Origin of the sequence: Natribaculum luteum, from assembly GCF_023008545.1 — an archaeon.
Classification (GTDB): Archaea; Halobacteriota; Halobacteria; order Halobacteriales; family Natrialbaceae; genus Natribaculum; species Natribaculum luteum.
Genome location: NZ_CP095397.1, coordinates 2854629 through 2875696, shown reverse-complemented (window position 1 = coordinate 2875696; position 21068 = coordinate 2854629). Strand labels below are relative to the sequence as shown.

Below are 21068 nucleotides of genomic sequence, written 5' to 3'. Positions count from 1 at the left end.
CGACGGGGTAGTTCCCCTTTCCGATCTTTTATTCGCGATCCTGTCGTCTCGAGAGACATGGAACGGCTCGATCCGCGGATCCGCGTTCTCTGGGTCGTCGCGGCACTCGTCCGGACCGCGGTCTTTGGCGGGGTTGTCGTCGGTGCTGCGCTCTACTTGCAGACGACGACCCTCCTCGCCGACTTCCACTCGCTGCTTCTCTGGGGCACCGTCGTACTGGCGATCGTTCTGGCGGTCGGTCGAACCGTCGTCGCGTGGCTGCGCTACCGCGTCTGGCGGTTCGAAATTCGGGACGACACCCTCTACATCGAACGGGGCGTCTTTACCCGCATCAAGACCGTCGTTCCGTTCGTGCGCGTCCAGCACGTCGACTCGCGGCGCTCGCCGCTCGAGCGAGCGGTCGGTCTGGCGACGGTGGTCGTCTACACGGCCGGATCGCGCAGCGCCGACGTGGCGATCCCCGGATTGACGCCGGCTCGGGCGGAGGACCTGCGCGAACAGTTGCGACGACTCGCCATCGAGAGCGGCGGTGAGGACGCGGTATGACGAAACTCCACCCGGCCTCCGTTCCGGTTCGCTCGCTCTCGCGAAGCCTGAGTACGGGGACGCTCTTTTTCTTCCTCGGCGTCGTCGCCTCGCCCGGCGGCCCCGGGAACGTCCTCGTGATCGGCTCGATGGTACTGTTCGGAATCGTCGTCGGCGTCGTCTACGAACTGGCCTACTACCAGCGATTCGAGTACGAACTCACCGCGAACACGTTCGACGTCGCCTCCGGCGTCCTCTCGAGGCGCGCCCGCGAGGTTCCCCTCCGCCGGGTCCAGAACGTCGACGTCAGACAGAACGTCGTCCAGCGGGCGCTTGGCATCGCCGCCGTCCACGTCGAGACCGCGGGCGGCGGACAGACGGAAGTCACCCTGCGGTACGTCGACGAAGCCGAGGCGCGACGGCTGCGACGACGGCTCCGTGAGGGGGCGAGCGAGGAGCGGCCAGAAACAGAGCGCGAACGCGAGGACGCCGGCGAAACCGAAGACCTCCTGTTTGCGATCCGACCGGACGAACTCGCAATCTTGAGCGTGTTCACGATCGACCCCGGGGCGAGCATCCTCGGCGGCATCGCCCTCTCGTTTGCCAGCGGGTTCGACCCCGCGACGTTCGTCCCGGCCGACGGCCTCGAGAGCGACCTCCCGGGGTCGGGGCTGATCGCGATCGGCTGGGCACTCTTGCTGTTCTTGCTCGCGGCGTGGGTCCTGAGCGCCGCGTTGACGTTCAACCGCTACTACGGGTTCCGGCTCACGCGCGTCGGCGACGAACTCCACTACGAGCGCGGCCTGCTCCAGCGCTACAGCGGGACGATCCCGCTCGAGAAGGTCCAGACGCTGACGATCAAGGAGTCGGTGCCGGCCCGCTGGTTCGGCTACGGCTCGCTGGCCGTCGAGACGGCCGGTTACGCGCCGGGACAGTCGGGCTCTCGCGGTGCCGAGTCGGCGATCCCGCTCGCCGAGCGCAGTCGCGTCGACGCGCTCGCCCGCTCGATCGAACCGTTCGGCTCGACCGACCTCGAGCGGCCGCCGTCTCGAGCGCGCGAACGGTACGCGGTGCGGTACGTCGCGGCCCTCTGTGCGATCATGGCCGTGGGCTACGTCCTCGCGACCTACACGGCGGTCGTCGAGGACTGGCACGCCGTCGCCGCGTTGCTGGTTCTCGTTCCGCCGGCCGCCCACCTCAAGTGGCGCAGCCGAGGCTACCGCGCCGGCGAGCGGTACTTCCTCACGCGAACGGGGTTCTGGCGGCGGACGACGAAGGTCGTCCCCTACTACCGGGTCCAGACCGCCGTCTACCACCAGACGATCTTCCAGCGTCGACGGCGACTGGCGAGCGTCACCGCCGACACCGCGAGTTCGGCCTCGTTTTTCGGCCGGCCGGCGACGGCGATCGACGTCGACGCGGACCGCGCGCTCGAGTTGCAGCAACTGCTGGCGGACCGCCTCCAGGAACGACTGCGAGTTCGCAGACGGCGGCGAACGCTCGACGGGTGGTTCGACGACGAGGTCGACGGCTCGTCGACGGGCGAATCCACGTCCGGCCCAACGTGACGTTTCCGTCCCATGCTCGAGGACGGGTCGCTTCCTCGACGCGCCGATCGATCGGTCGTGCCCGGCCAGACCGTCGACGCCACCGATTCCGAAACGCTGCACTTCCCACGTCGGTCCGTACTCTGTTCAGTGGTAATACCCTTCTATCGACGTGGAACGGTGTCACTCGTTTTTGCCCCCTACTTTCCACAGACCGACCGTGAGACACATGGCTGATCGACGAACCGTCCTTCGACTGCTGGGTGCGACAGCGGCAGTGACTGGACTGGCGGGAACCACGGCAGCACAGGACGACGACAACGAAACCGAAACGGACGACGGGGAAGACGAAGACGACCGCCTGCCGATCGTCCTCGGCGGCAAACAGGAGTACTGGCTCGGCGTCGCACCCGAGGAGATCGAGGGCGAGGAGAATCCGACGATGGAACTCGAAGACGGCCAGCAGTACGAAATCGTCTGGATCAACCTCGACGGACTCGAGCACGAACTGGTCGTCGAGACCGAAGACGGCGAGGAACTGGCCGCGTCCGACTCGAGCGAGGACGCGGGAGAGGCCGTGTCGACGACCGTCGACGCGAGCGACGAGATGGCCGAGTACTACTGTTCGTTCCACCCCGACTCGATGCGCGGCGACGTCGAGACGAACGGGGGATTCGATCTCTCGGCTGACGGGGACGACTCCGACGACGGGGACGACTCCGACGACGGAGACGATTCCGACGACGGAGACGACTCCAACGGCGATCACGATTCGGACAACCACGACTCCGACGACCACAACTCCGACGACCACAACTCCGACGACCACGACTCTGACGACCACGGGGGCGACTACTAGCGTCGCCCGCACCGGTACCGCTCGAGTCGACGCCGGATGCCACGCGACCAACTCGAGTCGCCGGGAGCGCTCGAGACTGGACGGTTTTTTACCCCTCGGCCTCCGAGTGCTCGCCAATGACCGAGTACGACTACGACGAGCTCGGACTCGTCGCCGGGCTGGAGATCCACCAGCAACTCGACACGGCGGCGAAGCTGTTCTGTAACTGTCCGACCGAGTTGCGCGACCCCGAGGAGTCGACGCGTCGGTTCACTCGTTACCTCCACCCCACCCGGAGCGAACTGGGCGAGATCGACGAGGCCGCCCTAGAAGAGAGCAGGGTCGACCGCGAGTTCGAGTACCTCGCGTACGACACGACCTGCCTCGTCGAGGAAGACGACGAGCCGCCGCACCGTCTCGACGACGAGGCGCTCGAGACGGCCCTCGAGATCGCCCAGCTGATGGACATGCAGCCGATCGACCAGGCCCACGTGATGCGCAAGATCGTCGTCGACGGCTCGAACACGTCGGGCTTCCAGCGGTCGACGCTGATCGCCGTCGACGGCGAGATCGAGACGAGCGAGGGGGCCGTGGGAATCGAGGACCTCATGCTCGAGGAGGAGAGCGCCCAGCGGGTCGAGGAGACCGACGACGGCGTCGTCTACAGTCTGGACCGACTCGGCATTCCGCTCGTCGAGATCGGCACGAGCCCCGACATCTCGACGCCCGAGCAGGCGCTCGAGGCCGCAGAACGGATCGGGATGTTGCTGCGCTCGACGGGGCGTGTAAAACGCGGGCTCGGCACCATCCGCCAGGACGTCAACGTCTCGATCGCCGAGGGAGCCCGCGTCGAGATCAAAGGCGTCCAGAGCCTGGACGACATCGACGACATCGTTCGCACCGAGGTCGGCAGGCAGGCCGAACTCGTCGAGATCGCCGACGAACTCGAGGCTCGCGACGCGAGCGTCGGCGACACCGTAGACGTGACCGAGGTCTTCGAGGACACCGACAGCGGCGTGATCCGCGGCGCACTCGACTCGGGCGGCTCGGTCACGGCCGTCCCGCTGTACGGCTTCGACGGCCTCGTCGGCCGCGAGATCGCCCCCGACCGCCGGCTCGGTACGGAGTTTTCCGATCACGCCAAACGCCACGGTGCGGGCGGTATCTTCCACACCGACGAACTTCCGGCCTACGGCGTCACCGAGGCGGAAGTCGCCGCCCTCCGTGAGGCCGTCGGCGCGGGCTCCAAAGACGCCGTCGCGATCGTCGCCGCCGCAACCGAGGTCGCCGAAAGCGCCATCGAGGCCGTCGCCGAGCGGGCCGAAAGCGCACTCGAGGGCGTCCCCGAGGAGACCCGCGGCGCGAACGACGACGGGACGACCCGCTACCTGCGCCCGCTGCCGGGTGCGGCGCGGATGTACCCCGAGACGGACGTCCCGCCGGTCGAACCCGACCCGAGCACGGTACCCGAACCCGAACTGCTGACCGAGAAGGTCGACCGCTACCAGGCGGAGTACGACCTCGACGCCGGCCTCGCCGAGCAGGTCGCCTACGGCGAGTACATGCCGCTTTTCGAGTCGGTCGTCGACGGCGGCGTCTCCGCGAGCGACGCGAGCGGAGGCTCGTCGGATTCGTCTGACGGCGTCGACCCGACGCTCGCGGCGACCACCCTCGAGTCCACGCTCACCGAACTCCGTCGCGACGACGTCCCGGTCGCGAACCTCACCGACGACCACCTCGAGGAGAGCCTGCGACTCGTCGACGACGGTGAGGTTCCGAAAGAGGCCGTCGGCGACCTGCTCTCCGCGCTCGCCGACGAGCCCTCGCTCACCGCCGAAGAGGCGGTCGAGCGCGAGGACCTGGGTGGCGTCTCCGAAGACGAGGTTCGCGAGGCCATCCTCGAGGTCGTCGAACGCAACGAAAAACAGGTCGAAGAGGAAGGAATGCAGGCGTTCTCCGGACTCATGGGCGAGTGCATGGGCGCGCTTCGCGGGAAGGCCGACGGCGATCTCGTGAGCCGACTGCTGCGCGAGGAGATCCAGAAGCGCGCCTGATCGCCTGGGGACGACCTCGAGCGTGAACAGTCGGCGACGTTCGTACGATCGAACACCGGTCAGCACGTACTCGATCGCGCCTGGTGGCTCGTCGCCGGCGGCGCCGGCCGTTCGAGTGCAATCGATATTCACTGACTGTTGTCCGGTAGTATATCAGTTGAGGTCGGCACGCGAGAAGTGCCAGTAGCCGACGGCGACGGGAACGACCAGCCACGCAAGCAGGACGACGACGCTTCCCCACTCGGTCAGGTAAAACGGGAGGTCGCCGCTCAGTCGATTGGTGAGCAACAGGGCGTCTCCCGACGCCTGCTCCATGGAGACGTCCTCGACGATGGTCGACCAGCCGATTATCGGCCAGAGGTACTGGTCGGTCAGCAGCCCCAGCGCGTCCCGGTACGCCACGAGCGGGTTCAGCCGTAACAGCAGGAAGTACCAACTCGGCGCATCGTAGCCCACGAGTTCGCCGGCGCTCAGGTAGTGGACGGCGGCGACGAACGGATGCCACAGCAGCACGAACACGACGTAGCTGCCGATCGCTCCGCCCATGGCCTTCGCGCGGTTCCCGGTCAGCGACGAGATGCCGACCGCGATCCCGGTAAAGGAAGCCGCGAGCAGCACCGTCAATCCGGCAAACGCGAGAAAGGTCCCGACGTCGGGAACGCCGAACAACGCGAGCGCCACCCCGAGGGTCACGAGACAGAGCAAGACCGCGGCGACCACCATGATGGCGACGCGGCTACAGAACTTGCCGAAGACGACGTCGCGGCGGTCGTGCGAGAGGCCGAACAGGATCCGGAGACTCCCGGACTGGCGCTCCCCGGCGATGGCCATGTAGCCGAAGATCAGGGCCGTGACCGGGATCAGCAGTTGGGCGCCGAGCGAGTTGAACAGTCCGAGGATCTCGACCCACGTCGCGTCGCCGAGGTCGTTCGTGCCGATGCCAAAGGAGATGATCGCCATCAGCAACACGAACACGCCAAGGATCGACCAGAGCATCTTCGAGCGGACGACGTCCTCGAAGTCCTTGCGCGCGACGAGTCGGTAACTCATCGATCCACCTCCACGCTCGCAACGTCGGCCGACCCCGCGGTCGTCGCCGACGGACTCGCTTTCGTGGCCTGGCCGTCGGTCGCCTTCAGATCGCCGTTCGTGTACGCCTCGAAGAGATCCTCGAGCGTCGGTTCACGAATCTCGAAGTCGAGCACGTCGACGCCGTTCTCGACGAGTCGGTGGACGACGGTCGCCTTCGCCGCTGGCTCGACGTAGGTCGCCGTCACCGACCCGTCCCCGAAGGCGACGTCGGTTACGCCTTCGATCCCCTCGAGGTCGACCGTCGGTTCGTCGGCGACGCGGACGACGAGTCGCGAGCCCGCGCCTGCGGTCTCCCGAAGTCCCTCGATGGTGTCGACCGTCACGAGCTCGCCCTCGTCGAGGATGCCGACGCGGTCACAGACCGCCGACACCTGGCTGAGGATGTGCGAGGAGAAAAAGACGGTCGTCCCGTCGGCGGCCCGCTCTCGTACCAGCTCCTGCATCGTTCGGATGCCGTGGGGATCGAGCCCAGTGGAGGGTTCGTCGAGGATCAGCAGGTCGGGATCGCCGACCAGGGTCATCGCCATCGCGAGCCGCTGTTTCATCCCCTTCGAGTAGTCGCCGACGTGGCGTCGTGCGTCCTCCTGCTCGAGGCCGACCCGCTCGAGCAGGCCGTCGGGGTCCTCGTCGCCGCCTTTCGATTCGATCGCGAACTCCAGATGGCGGTAGCCGGACGACCGTTCCCAGAGGTCGAAGCCGTCCGGAAGGACGCCGACTCGCTCGCGGACCGCGTCCGCCTCCACCTGCGCGTCGTATCCCAGAACGGTCGCGGAGCCGGCGGTCGGTCTGATGAAGTCTAGCAGCAGGTCGATGGTCGTCGTCTTGCCGGCCCCGTTCGGCCCGAGAAAGCCGAACACTTCTCCCTCGCGTATCGATAGATCGATGCCGTCGAGCGCGACGACGTCGCCGTAGCGTTTCGTCAGGTCGTGCGTTTCGATCGCCGTCATTCCACGTGGACCGACGTGACCTATTTAAATAGAATCGGATGCACGGTTTCTGGCCCAGAAACTGTGGGGAAACCGGGGCCGCCGTCGGCCGAAAACGCTGAATAGTCGGGCCGACGACACGACTGGTATGGACGGTCGCTTGCAGCGTCTCCTCGCCGATCCCGCCAGGTTTTTCGAGACCGCGTCACCCTCGCTGTCGCGGTCGGCCAGCGTGCCCGCAGCGATCGGCGTGCTGTGTCTCGGGGTGTTCCCGCCGGTTCAGTCGCTGTTGCGGTCGCCGATGATTCCCGACGAGGAGGTCCTCGGCGCGTTTCCGCCGATCCGGTACGCGACGGCGGGTTGGGAAGTATCCCTTCCGGGCCTCTTTGGGATCATACTCGCGACCCTGATCGTCGGTCCTGCGTTCTTCTGGCTCGTGTATACGGCGATTTTTCACGTGCTGTCATGGCCGGTCGCGAGCGAGCGCGGGTTCGGCCGGACTGCGGCGCTGGTCGCCTGGGGGTTCGTCCCTCTGCTGTTCGGCAACGTCGTCGTACTGGCGCTCCTGCTGGTCGCGTTCCCAGCGACGCCGACGGAACTCTGGAGCGTCGGGGTCACGCTCCCCGCCCGGATCTACGCGCTGCCGCCGGATCCCGGCCTGGCGTTCGTGGTGGCGAACGGCTTCTCGATCCTCTGTACGCTCTGGTCGGGCTACCTGTGGGCACACGCAGTTGCCGTCGCTCGAGGCGTGACGTTCCGACAGGCGATTGTCGTCGTGGCCGTCCCGGTCGTGCTCTCGCTCGGGCCGATCTGATACTATCGGACGTAACTGTGTGAAGATTCTCGCCACCCCGGGACGGCGAGAATCTTTCACGACTTACGTCCGGCAGTATGAGATCACCGCTCCTCGAGGTCCGGCCGTTCAGTCGCCCGGCGTAATAGTCCGAGGAACGTGTTGATCTCTCGCTCGGTCGGGTCCGCGCGACCGTACACGCGGCGGATCATCCGCATCGTCTTCTCGCGTTTCTCCACGGGGTGGTTGATCTCCGCGAGCAGGGCGGCCCACTCGTCGTACAGGCGCTCGACCATCGGTTCGGGGGCGCGAACGCGCTCGACGTCCGGCAACTGGGTTTCGGCGAGCGCGAGATCACGGAGTTCGTAGAGGACGATCGTCGCGGCCTGGCCGAGGTTGAGGACGGGATACTCGGCGCTGGCCGGGATCGAGCAGATCTCGTCGATCCGGGCGAGTTCCTCGTTGGTGAGGCCGACGCGCTCGCGGCCGAAGACGAGCGCGGTAGGAGCGTCGACCGTTGGGAGGCGGTCGGCGAGATCGGCGGGCGTCGAGAACGGGAAGCGGACGTGGCTGCGGTCGTCCTCGCCCGTCACGGCGGTACAGCCGATCGTGTGGTAGTTCTCGACGAGGTGGTCGAACGTGACCTGCTGGGCGTTCGGGAGGACGTCCTCGCGGGCGTGACCCGCGAAGCCGTAGGCCTCGCCGTCGGGGTCGAGTTCCGGCGGGTCGACGAGCAGGAGGTCGTCGAACCCGAAGTTCTTCATCGCCCGGGCGATGGTGCCGACGTTCCCGGGCGTCTGTGCGTCGACGATGGCGACGGCGGGCGGATCGCGACGGGTGGACGCACCGTCTTCCGGTCGGCCGTCACTCATTCGTCGCTGGGGTACTCCGAACCGAAGTCGACGCCGCTCTCTGCGATCTCCTCGTCCGTGAGACCGACGCGATCGGAGACGTCGCCACCCATCAGGTCGCCGTGTTCGTCCGGGTCGGGTTCCGGCGGCTCCGGGAGATCGTCTGGGTCGGTCGAGACGTACTCCATGCCCTCGTATCCCTCGGGTGCGCGATTGCCCTCGAGGAACCACTCGTAGAACTGGTCTTCGAACTCCTCGGTGCCGCGGTACGCCGAGCCGCCGTCCTCGCGGAACCAGTAGACGAAGTCGGGTTCGTGTTCCTCACAGAGGATGACCTCCGAGAGGGGCTCGCCGTAGACGTACCGGGCAGTGTTACACTCGTCTAGGTTCTCGTCACCGTGGATCAACCAGCAGGCGTTACAGGGCGCGTTGTAGATCGTGTCCAGCCGGATCATCCGCTCGCGGGCGTCCTCCGGCATCTCGTCGAGCGGGAGGAACTCGCCGTTCTCGTCGAGGATGTCGTCCTCGTCGAAACGCCAGCCGAGCATGCCGATGCTGACTTTGGCCATGTCCGTGTGTTTCGACCGAGCGGACAAAAAGAGCCTGTTCACGGTCTGGTCGTCCGCTGGCCGCCGCCAGTGCCCAGTTCGCCGGAACCGCGTCGTCTTTTTATCTCGCCTCCCCACTCGGGCGTATGGACAGCGTCGACGCGGCCGGGCTCGGGATCGGCGACCAGTACCCGCCCCGGATCATGGGCGTGTTGAACGTCAGCGAGGAGTCGCCGTACGACCCGAGCGTCTACGACGATCCCGGCGAGGCCGCCCGCTACGTCGACGAACAGTTGATCGACCAGGGAGCCGACGTCGTCGACGTGGGACTCGAGTCGGCGAACAAACGCTTCGAGGTTCTCACCGCCCAGCAGGAACTCGAGCGCCTCCACGTCGCCATCGAGACGCTCGAGAGCGTCTCCGGCGACGCGGTCTTCTCGATCGAGACGCGCTACGCCGCCGTCGCAGACGAGGCGCTCTCGCAGGGATTCGATATGGTCAACGACGTCTGTGGCTTCGCCGACCCTGAGATGCCGACCGTTTGTGACGAGCACGACGCAGCCGTCGTCAAGATGGCCAGCCCGCCGGACCTCGAACGACCGGGCGCGATCGAGGAGACCGACTGGGCCGAATGCAAGAGCGAGGAGTGGGTACGCGAGGCCGACTACGTCGACATGGTTTACGAGGCGCTGAAACAGAACGGCCTCACGGAGAAGACGATCGTCGATCCCGCCTTCGGCGGCTGGAGCGAGGCACAGACGCTCGCGGACGACCGCGAGACGTTCCGTCGCCTGCGGGAGTTTCGCGCGCTCGGCAAGCCGATGCTGGTCTCGATCAACCGGAAGAACTTCCTCGGCGAGATCGCCGACCGCGAGACCGACGAGCGCCTGCCGGTCAGCCTGGCGGCCACGTCGATGGCCGTCGAGCGTGGCGCACACGTGATTCGCACTCACGACGTCGCCGAGACGCGGGACGCGGCCCTGATCGGAGCGGCGTTTTCCGAGCAGTCCACGACGACTCGAGACGACGTCACGGTCTCGCGGCTGGACGTTGGGTCGACGAGGGAGCTGCACGCACACCTCGCCGAGCGGGACGTCGATCCCGAACTGGCGGCCGACTGGGTCCACCACGCCTTCGAGATCGACGGCCTGACCGCAGACGAGCGAGGCGTCCTCGAGCGCGTCGCAGGCGAGAGCGGCGCGGTGTGGATCGATCTCGCGAGCGGTCGGTCGCTGCTGGTCGGATCGACGGCGGCAATCGAGCGCGTGGCAGCCGGAATTCGGGACGAAGACGGCCGGCTGTCGGTGATCGAGGACGAACTCGAACGACGCACCCGGTAAGAGAAAGCTTATGCCGGAGGATTCGAAACAGGGGTGTGGAAGCCGGGCGGCCTCCCGGGTAGGGGTACTTTGGAGGCGTCCCCCGGCCCACAACACGGAATTATTGTGACGTCGAACTCGACAGTGACGACCATGACGCTCGACGGAGGGAGCTGAATGCAGTTCGACGAGTGGGAACCGGTATACGAGACGATCCTCGAGTCGTTCGGGTTCGATCGCACGGCGGACGAACGCGCGCGGGACGTCCTCGCCTCGCAGACGACAGCGTTCGACCTCGAGACGCTCTCGTCGATCCGGGGAGCGACTGTCGCCGTCGCCGGCGCGGGACCCTCACTCGAGTCCGGGGCCGCCCTCGAGCGCGCTCGCGAGGCCGACGTCGTCGTCGCCGCCTCGACGGCGGTCGACGTCCTCGAGCGCCACGACGTGAGCGTCGACTGCATGGTGACGGACCTGGACAAGAACCCGGGGACGGTTCACCGGCTCACGGAGACGGGGACGCCGGTCGCCGTCCACGCACACGGAGACAACGTCCCGGCAGTCCGTGCGGTCGTCCCCGACTGCGTCGACGAGTTCGTCCTGCCGACGACGCAGGCCGAGCCCCGTGGGCCGGTCCGGAACTTCGGCGGCTTCACCGACGGCGACCGCGCCGCCTTCCTCGCCGACCACCTCGGGGCCGCCCGTCTCGCGTTCGTCGGCTGGGACTTCGACGACCCGTCGGTCGACGCGATGAAAGCGCAGAAACTCGAGTGGGCAGAGCGCCTGCTCTACTGGCTCGAGTGCCGCCGCGACGAGCGCTTTGCCGTTCTCGACGGCCGGCGAGACGGGATCGACGCGGCGGCGCTGCCGCTCGAGTGATACGGTCTGCTGTAACGATTTACCGGTGCAACCGCAGGGCGGTCGCGGTTGCACCGGAAATGACTGACAGTAGTCCGTACGAGGGTGCTGGACGCTCGAGCTATAAGTGGTCCGTCGATGTCGTTCGGCCCGTATGTCTGCCGACCTGCCGACGAGAAACGAACTCGTGACCGGGATGGCCGTCGAAGTCGAACAGGAGAACGGTGACAGGATCGTCGGCAAGATCGGTGCGATCCTGTCCGACGAGCGCACGCACCCAGAGGGAATCCTCGTGAAACTCGAGTCCGGCGCTCGGGGCCGGGTCGAGGAGATCGCGCCGGAGACCTAACCCGTCTCACCTAACCCGTCTCGTCCGAGCGGCCGTCGAGTCGGGGTCGGTCACGGACGTTCGCGTTCGTACGTGACCGGATCGTCGCGGACACGCTCGATTCTCCCCGCTCGCTCGAGCCGCTCGAGGTGTGCCGCCGCCTCGCCGGCCCCGAACTTGACGTGGATTCCCTCGAGGTCGCCGAACAGGTCGCGGGCAACGTCCCACGGCGTCGCCGCCGTCCTGGACTCGAGTGCCGCGAGCACTCGGTCGGTTCGCTCCCGGTGGTGTGAGCGGATCGTCTCGATCCTGTCGGGGTCGACGGTCGTCCCGTGGCCCGGCAGGAGCGTCTCCGGGCGTGACTCGAGACACTCGAGCGTCCGGTCGAAGTCGGCGAGTGGATCGGTCGTCCGGGTGTCGCTGCCGCCGACGTTCGGCGTGTACGTCGAGAGGACGGCGTCGCCGACGGCGATCGCGTCGGCGGCGACGAAGGCGATGTGGCCGAGCGTGTGCCCGGGCGTCTCGAGGACCTCGAGGCCCGCGACGACGTCACCGTCGGCGAGCGGTTCGACCGGGAACTCGTCGGGCATCGGCGACGGCTCGTCGCCGGCGATCACGACGTCGACCGCGTCGTCGGGGACCCCCCAGCGTCGCATCGTCGCCACGTCGCGGCGGAGCCGTCGGTCCCGTTCGGCCGCGTAGTCGGCGATCAGCGCCGCGTCGTCGTCGCCCATCGCGAGCGTGGCGTCTGCTGTCTCGGCCAGCCGCGGCGCGAGTCCGGCGTGGTCTGCGTGCCAGTGGGTGACGAGGACGTGATCGATCGACTCGAGGGCGAGTCCGACGCGCTCGAGTCCCTCGCGGAGGTCGGTCCAGGCGGATTCGGTCGGCGGACCCGGATCGATCACGACGCCTCGATCCGGAAGTACGTACGCGCTGTTGGTTCCCTCGGGCGTGCCCTGCCCGACGGCGACGCGTTCGGCGGTCATCACCTCGAGCGTGGCACTCGAGGGTCGTCACTCCGGCGGTCTCGGTCGATCTTGCTATCAGACGTCGGGTGCCAGCGCCTCGATCGTCGACTCGAGTTCGTCTGTCGTCGCACCGCGGGGGAAGCTGACGGCGACGGCGTCGAGGCCGTCGATCTCCTCGAACTTCCGCAGCTGTTCGCGGGCGTGCTCGGGCGTGCCGACGGCACCGAGATCGTCGAGTAAGTCGTCCGAGATGAGCGAACACGCCCGCTCCTGGTCGCCGCTCGCCCACGCCGCCGCGATCTCGTTTGCCTCCTGTTCGTAACCCTGTCTCGAGAGCGATTCCCGGTAGTAGGTGCCCATCGCGCCGACGTAGAACGCGAGGTGCTGGCGGGCGAGTCGTCGGGCGCGTTCGCCGTCCTCGAGTGCACACGCCGTGATCGACAGCGTGGTGCGGACGTCCTCGGGGTCGCGGTCGCCGAGTTCGATCCCCCGCTCGAGGTCCTCGAGGCGCTCTCGCAGTCCGTCGGGCGTGAAGACGATGGCGTGCCAGCCGTCGGCGAAGCGCCCGGCGAGTTCGACCGACTTGGGGCCCATGCCAGCGGCGTCGATCGGGACGGGCTCCTCGGGGGGGTCACAGCGCAGACGGAAGCCGGCCAGCGAGAAGACGTCGCCGTCGTAGTTGAGCGTCTCGCCCGCCATGACCGTGCGCATGATCTCGAGGTACTCGCGGGTGCGCCGGAGCGGCCGCTCGAAGTCGGCCCCGTGCCAGCCCTCGATGACGGCGGGGCCGCTGGGGCCGATGCCAAAGCGCATGCGGCCGTCGGCGACCTCCTGTAACGTCGTCGCGGTCTGGGCCAGCAGCGCGGGCGACCGGGAGTAGATGTTCAGGATGCTCGGCCCGAGACCGATCTCCTCGGTCTCGTGGGCCATGCTGGTCAGGACGGTGACGGCGTCGCGGCCCCACGTCTCGGGGAGCCACGCGCGTTCGTAGCCGTACTCTTCGCCGAGGACGGCGAGGTTCACGAGCGAGTCGACGCTCGGCTGTGCTGCGACGGGCAAGTGGAGTGTACGATCTGTCATGAATTCGGTAGCTGGAACTGGCGAGAGCGCACACGGCGTCGGCGACGCGAACCTGCTCGGTCGTCCGTCACCGCGTCGTGCGAATCGTTCGCAGGCGGGAATACACAGTCAACGCTCTTAAAATTGTGTGGCGCGGCGTCCCGACGACGGTCAGGCGTACTGGCGCTCGAACTCGGCGACGCTCTCGTCGGTGCCGGCCAGGACGACGTGGTCGTCGGACTCGAGTCGGAACGAGTCGGGGTCGAACTCGGTGATCGTCTCCCCACCTCTCTCGACGGCGAGGACGGTACAGCCGGTCTTTGCCCGCACGTCCGCCTCGACGAGCGTTCGGCCCGCCAGGCCGTCCACGGGTAGCCTCGTCACCTCGATCTGCTGGCCGAACGCCAGCACCTCCTCGTCTTCTAGCACCGTCGACGCCATCATCCGGCCGCTGACCGTCGCCAGCGACTGGACGTAATCCGCCCCCGCCCGGTAGAGCTTCTGGACGTTCTCCGGTTCGGTCGCCCGGACGATGATCTCGAGGTCGGGATTCTGGTCCCACGCGATCAGCGTCGTGAAGATCGCGGTCGTGTCGTCGCCCGTCGTGACGATGATCGCCGACGCGTTCTCGAGGCCCGCCTCGGACAGCACGTCCGGATCGCGAGCGTCGCCGACGACGTCGACGCCGTCTTTCTCCTCGAGGTCGAGGACGGTCACTTCCGTCCCCTGATCGGCGAACGCGTTCGCCGCTGCCGTCCCGGAGTCGCCGTACCCGGCGATCAGGACTCGCTGTGGTGCCAGCTGCTGGATCGTCGACGACGCTTCTTCGCGTAGCGCCTCGATCTGCCCTGGCTCGCCGGCGACCAGCAGCCGCGTTCGTGCGTCGATCGTGGCGTCCGGATCGATCGGACTCTGGAACTCTCCGTCGAACCACGCGCCGATGACGTCCACGCCGAAGCGGTCGCGGAGCCTCGCTTCGCCGACGGCTCGTTCGCAGAGTTCGCTCCCCGGCTCGACGGAGAGTTCGACGAGTTCCACGTCGTCGACGATCTCGACGCCTTCATCGACCACGGGCGTCACCGCCGTCGGCACCTGGGCTGCGAGGCTCTCGCCGACGAGCTGGCGGGGCGACAGCACCTCGTCCGCGCCCGCGATCCAGTGATACTCGGCCAGTTCCCGGTCTTCGATCAGCGTCACCACCCGAACGTCGGGATTCGCCTCCCGCGCGGACAGCACGATGCTCGCGTTCGTGTCGTCGGCTGCGTCCGCCACGACCGCCGTCGCCGTCCCGATGCCTGCACGCTCGAGTACCTGCACGGATTCGGGATCGCCGTGGACGACCCGGTAGTCTTCCTCGTGTAACTCGGTCGCGACGTCCAGGTCCGGTTCGACGATGACGTACTCCCGGTCTCGTGACTCGAGTTCTGCGACGAACACCTCCACGCGCGACGTGTACTCACAGACGACGACGTGATCCTCGAGTCCCGACACCCGCTCCGGCGGTGACGGGGCGAGCGCGGTCTGCAGCCAGGGAACGGCGAACACGTCCACCGCCGTGAGGATCAGGCCGATCCCGGTGAGTTGTATCCCGATCACGAGCAGGTTCATCTGGGGGGACTGCCACGGCGAGTCCTCCCCGTAGCCGGTGGTCGTAAAGCTCTGGAAGACGATCTCCAGGGAACGATACAGCGGCTGTGGGCGGCCTTCCCACGCCGACATCCCGTAGTTGTACGTCAACGTGAGGACGACGGTCGCCGTAGCGACCAGCCCGATGTAGTACCAGGTTCGACGGGACTGCCACAACGCCATACGATACCTCACTCGTTCACCCGTAGAAACGTGTTGGTCAGTCGTATCTACTAGCCATCAGGTCGCCGGTGGCTCTATGTCCGCGTCCCGTCCACCTCGAGACGGGAATGGACCGATCGAACCGAGGCGACGACGCACGAGCGATTTCGGACGTGGAAACGACGATCGAGTGTCGACCGATCGGGGTCGTACGAACGCCGTTCGAGACGCTCGAGGACGCCCCCCGGCAGGGGATCGAATCTGACGCGAGAGGCGAGATCGTCCTGGACGACCAGTATGCACCCGGACTCGAGGGATTGACGGCGGGCGATCGCGTCGCCGTAGTCTGGTTCGCCGACCGGGCGGACAGGGAGACGCTGCGGGTTCGCGACGGCACCCGGGGCGTGTTCGCGACCCGGTCGCCGATGCGGCCGAATCCGATCGGGATCAGCCCGTGTCGCATCGAGCGCGTCGACCCGCCGCGGGTGGTCGTTCGCGGCGTCGACGCGCTCGACGGGACGCCGGTACTCGACCTCAAGATCGGACTCGAGTGATCGATATCCCGGATCAGAGGGTGTCCAAGATCTGGATGAGCGCGTACCCAATGGTGATGGACCCCACAGTGATTCCGATTTTCCCCAGTAGTTGATTTCGCGGCACGACGGTCGTCTGCGCTACGAGCAGTAGCGCCACTAGTACGATGAGGATGGAGAGTAGCCGATCGGTACGATCCGTCATACCTCGTCATCTTATACCAGAGATGTGAATTGTTCGATTCTTTTCCTGTACCATCGGTGCCTCGAGTCGGCGCTCTCCGAAGGACGGGCAGCTAAGTCCCCCCGCCGTCAACCGACGGACATGACCGAACGAATCCTGGTTCCGACCGACGGGAGCGACGGGGCGACCGCCGCACTCGAGCACGCGATCGACCACGCCGCAGACCGTGAGGCGACGATCCACGCACTGTACGTCGCCGACGTGACTCGCGACGAGGCCGTCGCGAGCGACTCCGAGGTACTCGAGGTATTCGAACAGCGGGGCTCGCGGTTCGTCGCCGACGCCGTCGACCGCGCGGAACGGCGAGACGTCACCGTCGTCGACGCCGTCGAACGCGGCACGCCACACGAGACGATCCTCGAGTACGCCGGCGCACACGACGTCGACCTGCTCGTCATGGGGACCCACGGTCGTCGCGGCTTCCAGCGGTTCTTCCTCGGCAGCGTCGCCGAACGGGTCGTCCGGATGGCCGACGTTCCCGTGCTGACGGTCAACGACACCGGGGCATCGATCCCCTACCCCTACGAGGACGTGCTCATCGCGACCGACGGCAGCGAGTGCGCACGAGTGGCTGCCACCCACGGCGTCGAACTGGCAGCGACACACGACGCGACGGTCCACGTCGTCTCCGTCGTCGACGCGAGCGCGACCAGTTACGACGTCGCTGCCGGCCAGTTACTCGAGGCGCTCGAGGTGGCCGCCGAGGAGACCGTCGAGACGGCGGCGACGAGCGCTCGAGAGGCCGGCGTCTCGACTGTTGAGACGGCAGTAGAGGTCGGGAGCGTCTCGAAAGAACTCACCGCCTACGCCGACGACCACGACGTCGACCTCGTCGTCACGGGAACCCACGGCCGGTGTGGCGTGGATCGGTACGTCATGGGGAGCGTCGCAGAACGAGTCGTCCGCACCGCGCCGTGTCCCGTATTGACTGTGAGCCAGCGAACCGACGAGTGATCAGAACAGCGCGTCCAGTTCTCCACCCGTGTCCACCAGTGCGGCGGTCTCGTCCTCGCTTCGCGCGTCGATCTCCGTCGTCGTCTCCTTGGCTTCGATGGCGACCTGCTGGAGTCGTTCGATCCGGTCGACGTCGGTGACGCCCGAGAGGAGGACGATCGAACTGACCTCGTCGCTGCCGGGAATGGGATAGTCGCCGCCCCGGACCTCCATGCTGCCGGTCTCCTCCTCGAGCCAGGTGCGACCGCGTTCGATTCCCTTGCGGTTGAGCCGTTCGGGCGGGCCGGCGGCGACCACGAGTGCACGGTCGGCGCTCGAGACCGCACACGGGAGCGTGAGCCTGCCGAGCGTCGCCTTGCGGACGAGACTCGTCATCCGGGTCGTCTCCTCGACCTCGGTTCCGGCGTCCGATCGGCCAAGCCGTGAGAGCAGTCCGCCGTCGCTGGTCTGGACCGCCTCGGTCGCGTAACCGATCGTGGAGACGCCGCCGCCCGAGAGCGTGTTGATGATCTCCGAGGAGTCGACGACGCTCTCGGCGACGTGTGTGCCAGATCCGACTTCGCCGGCGGCGAACAGTTTGCCGAACCGTTCGACGATCTCTCGGTTGATGCGGTCGTAGCCGCTTCCGACCGACTCGCCGGTGCGTCGCCAGTCGTCGTTGTCGAAGACCAGCAGGTTGTCCACCTCGCGGACGAACGTCTGGAACGACCTGGCGGCGTTCAGCGTGTAGATGCCACCTTCGTCCGTCCCGGGGAGGATCCCGAGCCCGTAGACCGGTTCCGAGTAGACCCGTTTCAGGTGTTTCGCGAGGACGGGCGCACCACCAGAGCCGGTGCCGCCGCCCATTCCGGTGACGATGAGAAACGCGTCGAGGTCGTAGACGGGGACGTCGTCGATCGCCCCCTGGATCTCGTCGATGTCCGCCTCGGCGATCTCCGCGCCGAGTTCGTTGTCCGCACCGACGCCGTGGCCTTTCACGCGTGCCCCGCCGATCAGTACCTGCTTTTCCGGGGGAACGTGCTCGAGTCCCTGGAGGTCCACTTTTGCCGAGTTGATAGCGATTGCGTCCTCGACGAAGCCACCGTCGATCGCTGCGTCGTACGCGACGAACTCGTCGACGACCTTCCCGCCCGCCTGTCCGAAGCCGATGAGTGCGAGTTTCATGGGTATCTCTCGTGTATCACGTCCGTAACCCGACGTAAGGAGCTGCTGTCGACCGGAAGGGATCGCACACGGATCGACTACAGTCCGATTTATCGGGTTTCGTGAACGCATTCCACACTGGATCGAATCCCGAAGACGGCCATTGTTATGACCGTGCTAGCTGGTCGTTAGGAACCCTGTACGCTCGAGACCAGCCGGTTTCGGACGTTCTCGCGAGACGCAAACGACGACAGGTTCGCGCGCTCGACGGTTCGGACACGCGCGGTGTCGTACGGCAATAAAGTCCGACACTGCGTGGTTGGTAATAACTCCCTTACGGTAGTCTGGCAAGCGCACGTTCTCGCTCGCACAGTCGAGTCCCTCGAGGCGGGGATTCGCGTCGCTGCGACGATCCTGCCGCTCGCGCGTTGCGCGGCGATGAGACGAATCCGCCGCTGGCCGCCATCCCTACGCTTTCGTTCCCGGGGACCCTCTCTCGAGTATGTACCTCCACTGGCACCGACGGGATCTTCGTGCGAGCGACAACCGTGGGTTGTCGACGGCGACCGATCGCGGCCCGGTCGTTCCCGTCTTCGTCCTCGATCCGACCGTCCTCGAGCACGCCTCGCCGCCGCGGGTCGCGTCGATGCTCGAGGCACTGTCGGCGCTTCGGGCGTGGTACCGCGAGCGCGATAGCGACCTCGTCGTCGCTCGCGGGGAGCCGAGTGCGGTCCTCCCGGAACTCGCCGACGAGTACGGCGTCGACGGCGTCACGTGGAACGCAGACTACAGTGGGCTTGCACGCGACCGGGATCGGGCGGTCACTGCCGCGCTCGAGGACGAGGGCGTCGACGCGACGTCGGTTCAGGATGCACTCCACCACGAACCCGGCTCGATCACGCCCACCCAGGGCGACCACTACTCGGTGTTCTCGTACTTCTGGAAGAAATGGCGCGACCGGGAGAAAGCCGACCCGCTCGAGTCGCCGCCAGCGGCCGATCTGGCCGACGTCGCGGGCGCGGACCTCCCCTCGCTCGCCGACCTCGAGTTCGACGAGCCGGCGGCGGCGCTCCCGACGGTGACGCCCGAGGCGGCTCGCGCGCGGCTCGAGGCGTTCTGCGACGAGGACGTGTACCGGTACGCCGACGAGCGGGACTATCCGGCCGCCGCCGCGACGTCGCGACTCTCGGTCCACCTCAAGTGGGGGACGATCGGCGTCCGCGAGGTGTACGCCGCGACCGAGGCCGCGAGAGCCGCGGCGACGACCGAGGCCGACCGCGATTCCGTCGTAGCGTTCCAGCGCCAGCTCGCCTGGCGGGAGTTCTACGCCCACGTCCTCGCGTTCAACCCCGAGACGGTCACCGAGAACTTCTCGGGATACCAGCGGGCGATCGAGTGGCGCGACGCTCCCGACGAACTCGCGGCCTGGAAACGCGGCGAGACGGGCTACCCGATCGTCGACGCGGGGATGCGCCAGCTGCTCGCGGAGGGGTACGTCCACAATCGCGTGCGGATGATCGTCGCCTCGTTTCTGACGAAAGACCTCCTGATCGACTGGCGAGAGGGCTACGACTGGTACCGACGGAAACTCGTCGACCACGACACGGCGAACGACGTCGGCGGCTGGCAGTGGGCCGCCTCGACGGGCACCGACGCCCAGCCGTACTTCCGCGTGTTCAACCCGATGACGCAGGGCGAACGCTACGACCCCGACGGCGAGTACGTTCGGTCGTACGTCCCCGAACTCGAGGGCGTCCCGGCCGAGACGATCCACTCCTGGCACGACCTCGACGACGACCGGCGGACGGCGGCCGCACCCGACTACCCCGTGCCCATCGTCGATCACGCCGAGCGCCGCGAACGGGCGATCGAGACGTTCGAACGGGCGCGTGGCGAGTGACGGGGGGTTCTGAGAGATTCAAGTTCGTGGGACGCGAACACACCACACGATGTCCAGCGACGGAACCCTCACGTTCGTGCCGAGCGTCCACTACTCGCCGACTCACCGCCGTCGCACGCGCGAGACGATCCGCAGGGAACGGCCGGACCTCGTCGCGGTCGAACTCGACGAACGGCGCTTCGAGCGACTCGAGTCTCGCGTGCGAGCGACGCCCGCCGACCTGCTGCACGAGCTTCCGCCGGAGATGGCGGTCACGTACGGCACGCTCCGGGCGATCCAGCAGACCGTCGTTCGGCTGTACGGCTTCGACCCCGGGAAGACCGAGATGGAGACCGCCATCGAGACGGCTGCCGAACTCGGAATCGACGTCGCGCTCGTCGACGACCCGATCGCGGAGACGTTCGACGCCCTCTCGTCTCGCGTGGGACTCGAGACGATCCCTCGGACGATGATCCGGGCGCAGTTCATGGGGCCGAAACAGCGGCTCGACCAGTTCGAACTGCTGACGCTGCCGTTTCGCGAGATCGAGAGCGGCGACGACGTCCAGCCGGCGATCGATCAGTTGCGGTGGCTGCTCCCCGAGGTCGCCGAGGTGCTGATCGACAGGCGCGATCGGGCGATGGCGACGCGACTCCGGGCGCTCCGTCGAGCGGGTCACGACGTGGTCGTGGTCATCGGGGCGGGCCACCACAACGGCATCCGCCGCGTCCTCGAGGAGCTCGAAGCCGCTGACGCGATGCCGGAGGTGGACGTTCCGATCAGGAGCCCGACGCGGGAGGTCACCCGAATTCCGATCGAGTAAG

General features: G+C 67.1%; 20 protein-coding genes. 12 read left to right on the top strand and 8 right to left on the bottom strand.

The genetic code is table 11. The features are described from left to right. Positions 1-57: 57 nt before the first annotated feature. The 4 genes from MU558_RS14880 to gatE all read left to right on the top strand — a co-directional run bounded on the left by MU558_RS14880 (position 58) and on the right by gatE (position 4964). On the top strand, positions 58-546 hold the full coding sequence (locus MU558_RS14880; protein WP_246967873.1) for a PH domain-containing protein: 489 nt from the start codon (positions 58-60) through the stop codon (positions 544-546). After that, positions 543-2093 carry a PH domain-containing protein gene (locus tag MU558_RS14875; protein WP_246967871.1) on the top strand — a complete coding sequence of 517 codons (1551 nt, stop codon included), beginning with the start codon at positions 543-545 and terminating at the stop codon, positions 2091-2093. Before MU558_RS14880 ends, MU558_RS14875 begins: the two co-directional genes overlap by 4 nt. Positions 2094-2301: 208 nt before the next feature. Next, positions 2302-2931, top strand: a complete 630-nt coding sequence (locus tag MU558_RS14870) for a cupredoxin domain-containing protein (protein ID WP_246967853.1) — start codon at positions 2302-2304, stop codon at positions 2929-2931. 116 nt (positions 2932-3047) lie between these two features. Further along, a complete protein-coding gene (gene gatE / locus MU558_RS14865) occupies positions 3048-4964 on the top strand; it encodes a Glu-tRNA(Gln) amidotransferase subunit GatE (protein ID WP_246967837.1) in 1917 nt (638 codons plus the stop codon). 153 nt (positions 4965-5117) lie between these two features. Here gatE and MU558_RS14860 read toward each other — a convergent pair whose 3' ends face one another. After that, the gene (locus tag MU558_RS14860) at positions 5118-6014 is read right to left on the bottom strand and encodes an ABC transporter permease (protein ID WP_246967834.1); all 897 of its coding nucleotides are present in this window, start codon (positions 6012-6014) and stop codon (positions 5118-5120) included. After that, positions 6011-7003 (bottom strand): ABC transporter ATP-binding protein, encoded by a 993-nt coding sequence (locus MU558_RS14855; RefSeq protein ID WP_246967831.1) that lies wholly within the window; start codon positions 7001-7003, stop codon positions 6011-6013. The genes MU558_RS14860 and MU558_RS14855 overlap by 4 nt, the downstream gene beginning before the upstream one ends. A 127-nt stretch (positions 7004-7130) precedes the next feature. Between MU558_RS14855 and MU558_RS14850 the strand changes: the two genes are divergently transcribed. Beyond that, on the top strand, positions 7131-7796 hold the full coding sequence (locus MU558_RS14850; RefSeq protein WP_246967828.1) for a YIP1 family protein: 666 nt from the start codon (positions 7131-7133) through the stop codon (positions 7794-7796). A gap of 83 nt (positions 7797-7879) precedes the next feature. Here the strand turns inward: MU558_RS14850 and MU558_RS14845 are convergent, their stop codons facing one another. Together MU558_RS14845 and MU558_RS14840 are read right to left on the bottom strand one after the other, a co-directional pair. Continuing rightward, positions 7880-8647, bottom strand: a complete 768-nt coding sequence (locus tag MU558_RS14845; RefSeq protein ID WP_246967825.1) for an RNA methyltransferase — start codon at positions 8645-8647, stop codon at positions 7880-7882. Next, on the bottom strand, positions 8644-9195 hold the full coding sequence (locus MU558_RS14840; RefSeq protein ID WP_246967822.1) for a DUF8114 family protein: 552 nt from the start codon (positions 9193-9195) through the stop codon (positions 8644-8646). The genes MU558_RS14845 and MU558_RS14840 overlap by 4 nt, the downstream gene beginning before the upstream one ends. A gap of 125 nt (positions 9196-9320) precedes the next feature. Between MU558_RS14840 and folP the strand changes: the two genes are divergently transcribed. The 3 genes from folP to MU558_RS14825 all read left to right on the top strand — a co-directional run bounded on the left by folP (position 9321) and on the right by MU558_RS14825 (position 11697). Beyond that, the gene (gene folP / locus MU558_RS14835) at positions 9321-10514 is read left to right on the top strand and encodes a dihydropteroate synthase (RefSeq protein WP_246967819.1); all 1194 of its coding nucleotides are present in this window, start codon (positions 9321-9323) and stop codon (positions 10512-10514) included. 156 nt (positions 10515-10670) lie between these two features. Then, positions 10671-11369 (top strand): 6-hydroxymethylpterin diphosphokinase MptE-like protein, encoded by a 699-nt coding sequence (locus tag MU558_RS14830; protein ID WP_246967817.1) that lies wholly within the window; start codon positions 10671-10673, stop codon positions 11367-11369. A 133-nt stretch (positions 11370-11502) separates the two neighbouring features. Beyond that, positions 11503-11697: a DUF2196 domain-containing protein gene (locus tag MU558_RS14825; protein WP_246967814.1), complete on the top strand. Its 195-nt coding sequence runs from the start codon at positions 11503-11505 to the stop codon at positions 11695-11697. Positions 11698-11747: 50 nt separating this feature from the next. Here the strand turns inward: MU558_RS14825 and MU558_RS14820 are convergent, their stop codons facing one another. The 3 genes from MU558_RS14820 to MU558_RS14810 all read right to left on the bottom strand — a co-directional run bounded on the left by MU558_RS14820 (position 11748) and on the right by MU558_RS14810 (position 15512). Further along, complete coding sequence (locus MU558_RS14820) at positions 11748-12662, bottom strand: MBL fold metallo-hydrolase (RefSeq protein WP_246967811.1); 915 nt, start codon at positions 12660-12662, stop codon at positions 11748-11750. A 57-nt stretch (positions 12663-12719) separates the two neighbouring features. Further along, positions 12720-13724, bottom strand: a complete 1005-nt coding sequence (locus tag MU558_RS14815; protein ID WP_246967808.1) for a TIGR04024 family LLM class F420-dependent oxidoreductase — start codon at positions 13722-13724, stop codon at positions 12720-12722. A 150-nt stretch (positions 13725-13874) separates the two neighbouring features. Continuing rightward, a complete protein-coding gene (locus MU558_RS14810; protein ID WP_246967803.1) occupies positions 13875-15512 on the bottom strand; it encodes a potassium channel family protein in 1638 nt (545 codons plus the stop codon). Positions 15513-15619: 107 nt separating this feature from the next. On the opposite strand from MU558_RS14810, the gene tsaA reads away from it, so the two are divergent. Together tsaA and MU558_RS14800 are read left to right on the top strand one after the other, a co-directional pair. Then, the gene (gene tsaA / locus MU558_RS14805; RefSeq protein WP_246967800.1) at positions 15620-16045 is read left to right on the top strand and encodes a tRNA (N6-threonylcarbamoyladenosine(37)-N6)-methyltransferase TrmO; all 426 of its coding nucleotides are present in this window, start codon (positions 15620-15622) and stop codon (positions 16043-16045) included. A 304-nt stretch (positions 16046-16349) separates the two neighbouring features. Continuing rightward, on the top strand, positions 16350-17222 hold the full coding sequence (locus MU558_RS14800) for a universal stress protein (RefSeq protein ID WP_246967797.1): 873 nt from the start codon (positions 16350-16352) through the stop codon (positions 17220-17222). Here MU558_RS14800 and MU558_RS14795 read toward each other — a convergent pair whose 3' ends face one another. Then, positions 17223-18386, bottom strand: coding sequence for a tubulin/FtsZ family protein (locus MU558_RS14795; protein ID WP_246967794.1), 1164 nt, complete (start codon positions 18384-18386; stop codon positions 17223-17225). 481 nt (positions 18387-18867) lie between these two features. Here MU558_RS14795 and MU558_RS14790 point away from each other — a divergent pair, with 481 nt between their 5' ends. Continuing rightward, positions 18868-20265 (top strand): cryptochrome/photolyase family protein, encoded by a 1398-nt coding sequence (locus tag MU558_RS14790; protein WP_246967790.1) that lies wholly within the window; start codon positions 18868-18870, stop codon positions 20263-20265. Positions 20266-20314: 49 nt separating this feature from the next. Then, a complete protein-coding gene (locus MU558_RS14785; protein WP_246967787.1) occupies positions 20315-21067 on the top strand; it encodes a TraB domain-containing protein in 753 nt (250 codons plus the stop codon). The last annotated feature ends 1 nt before the right edge of the window (position 21068 follow it).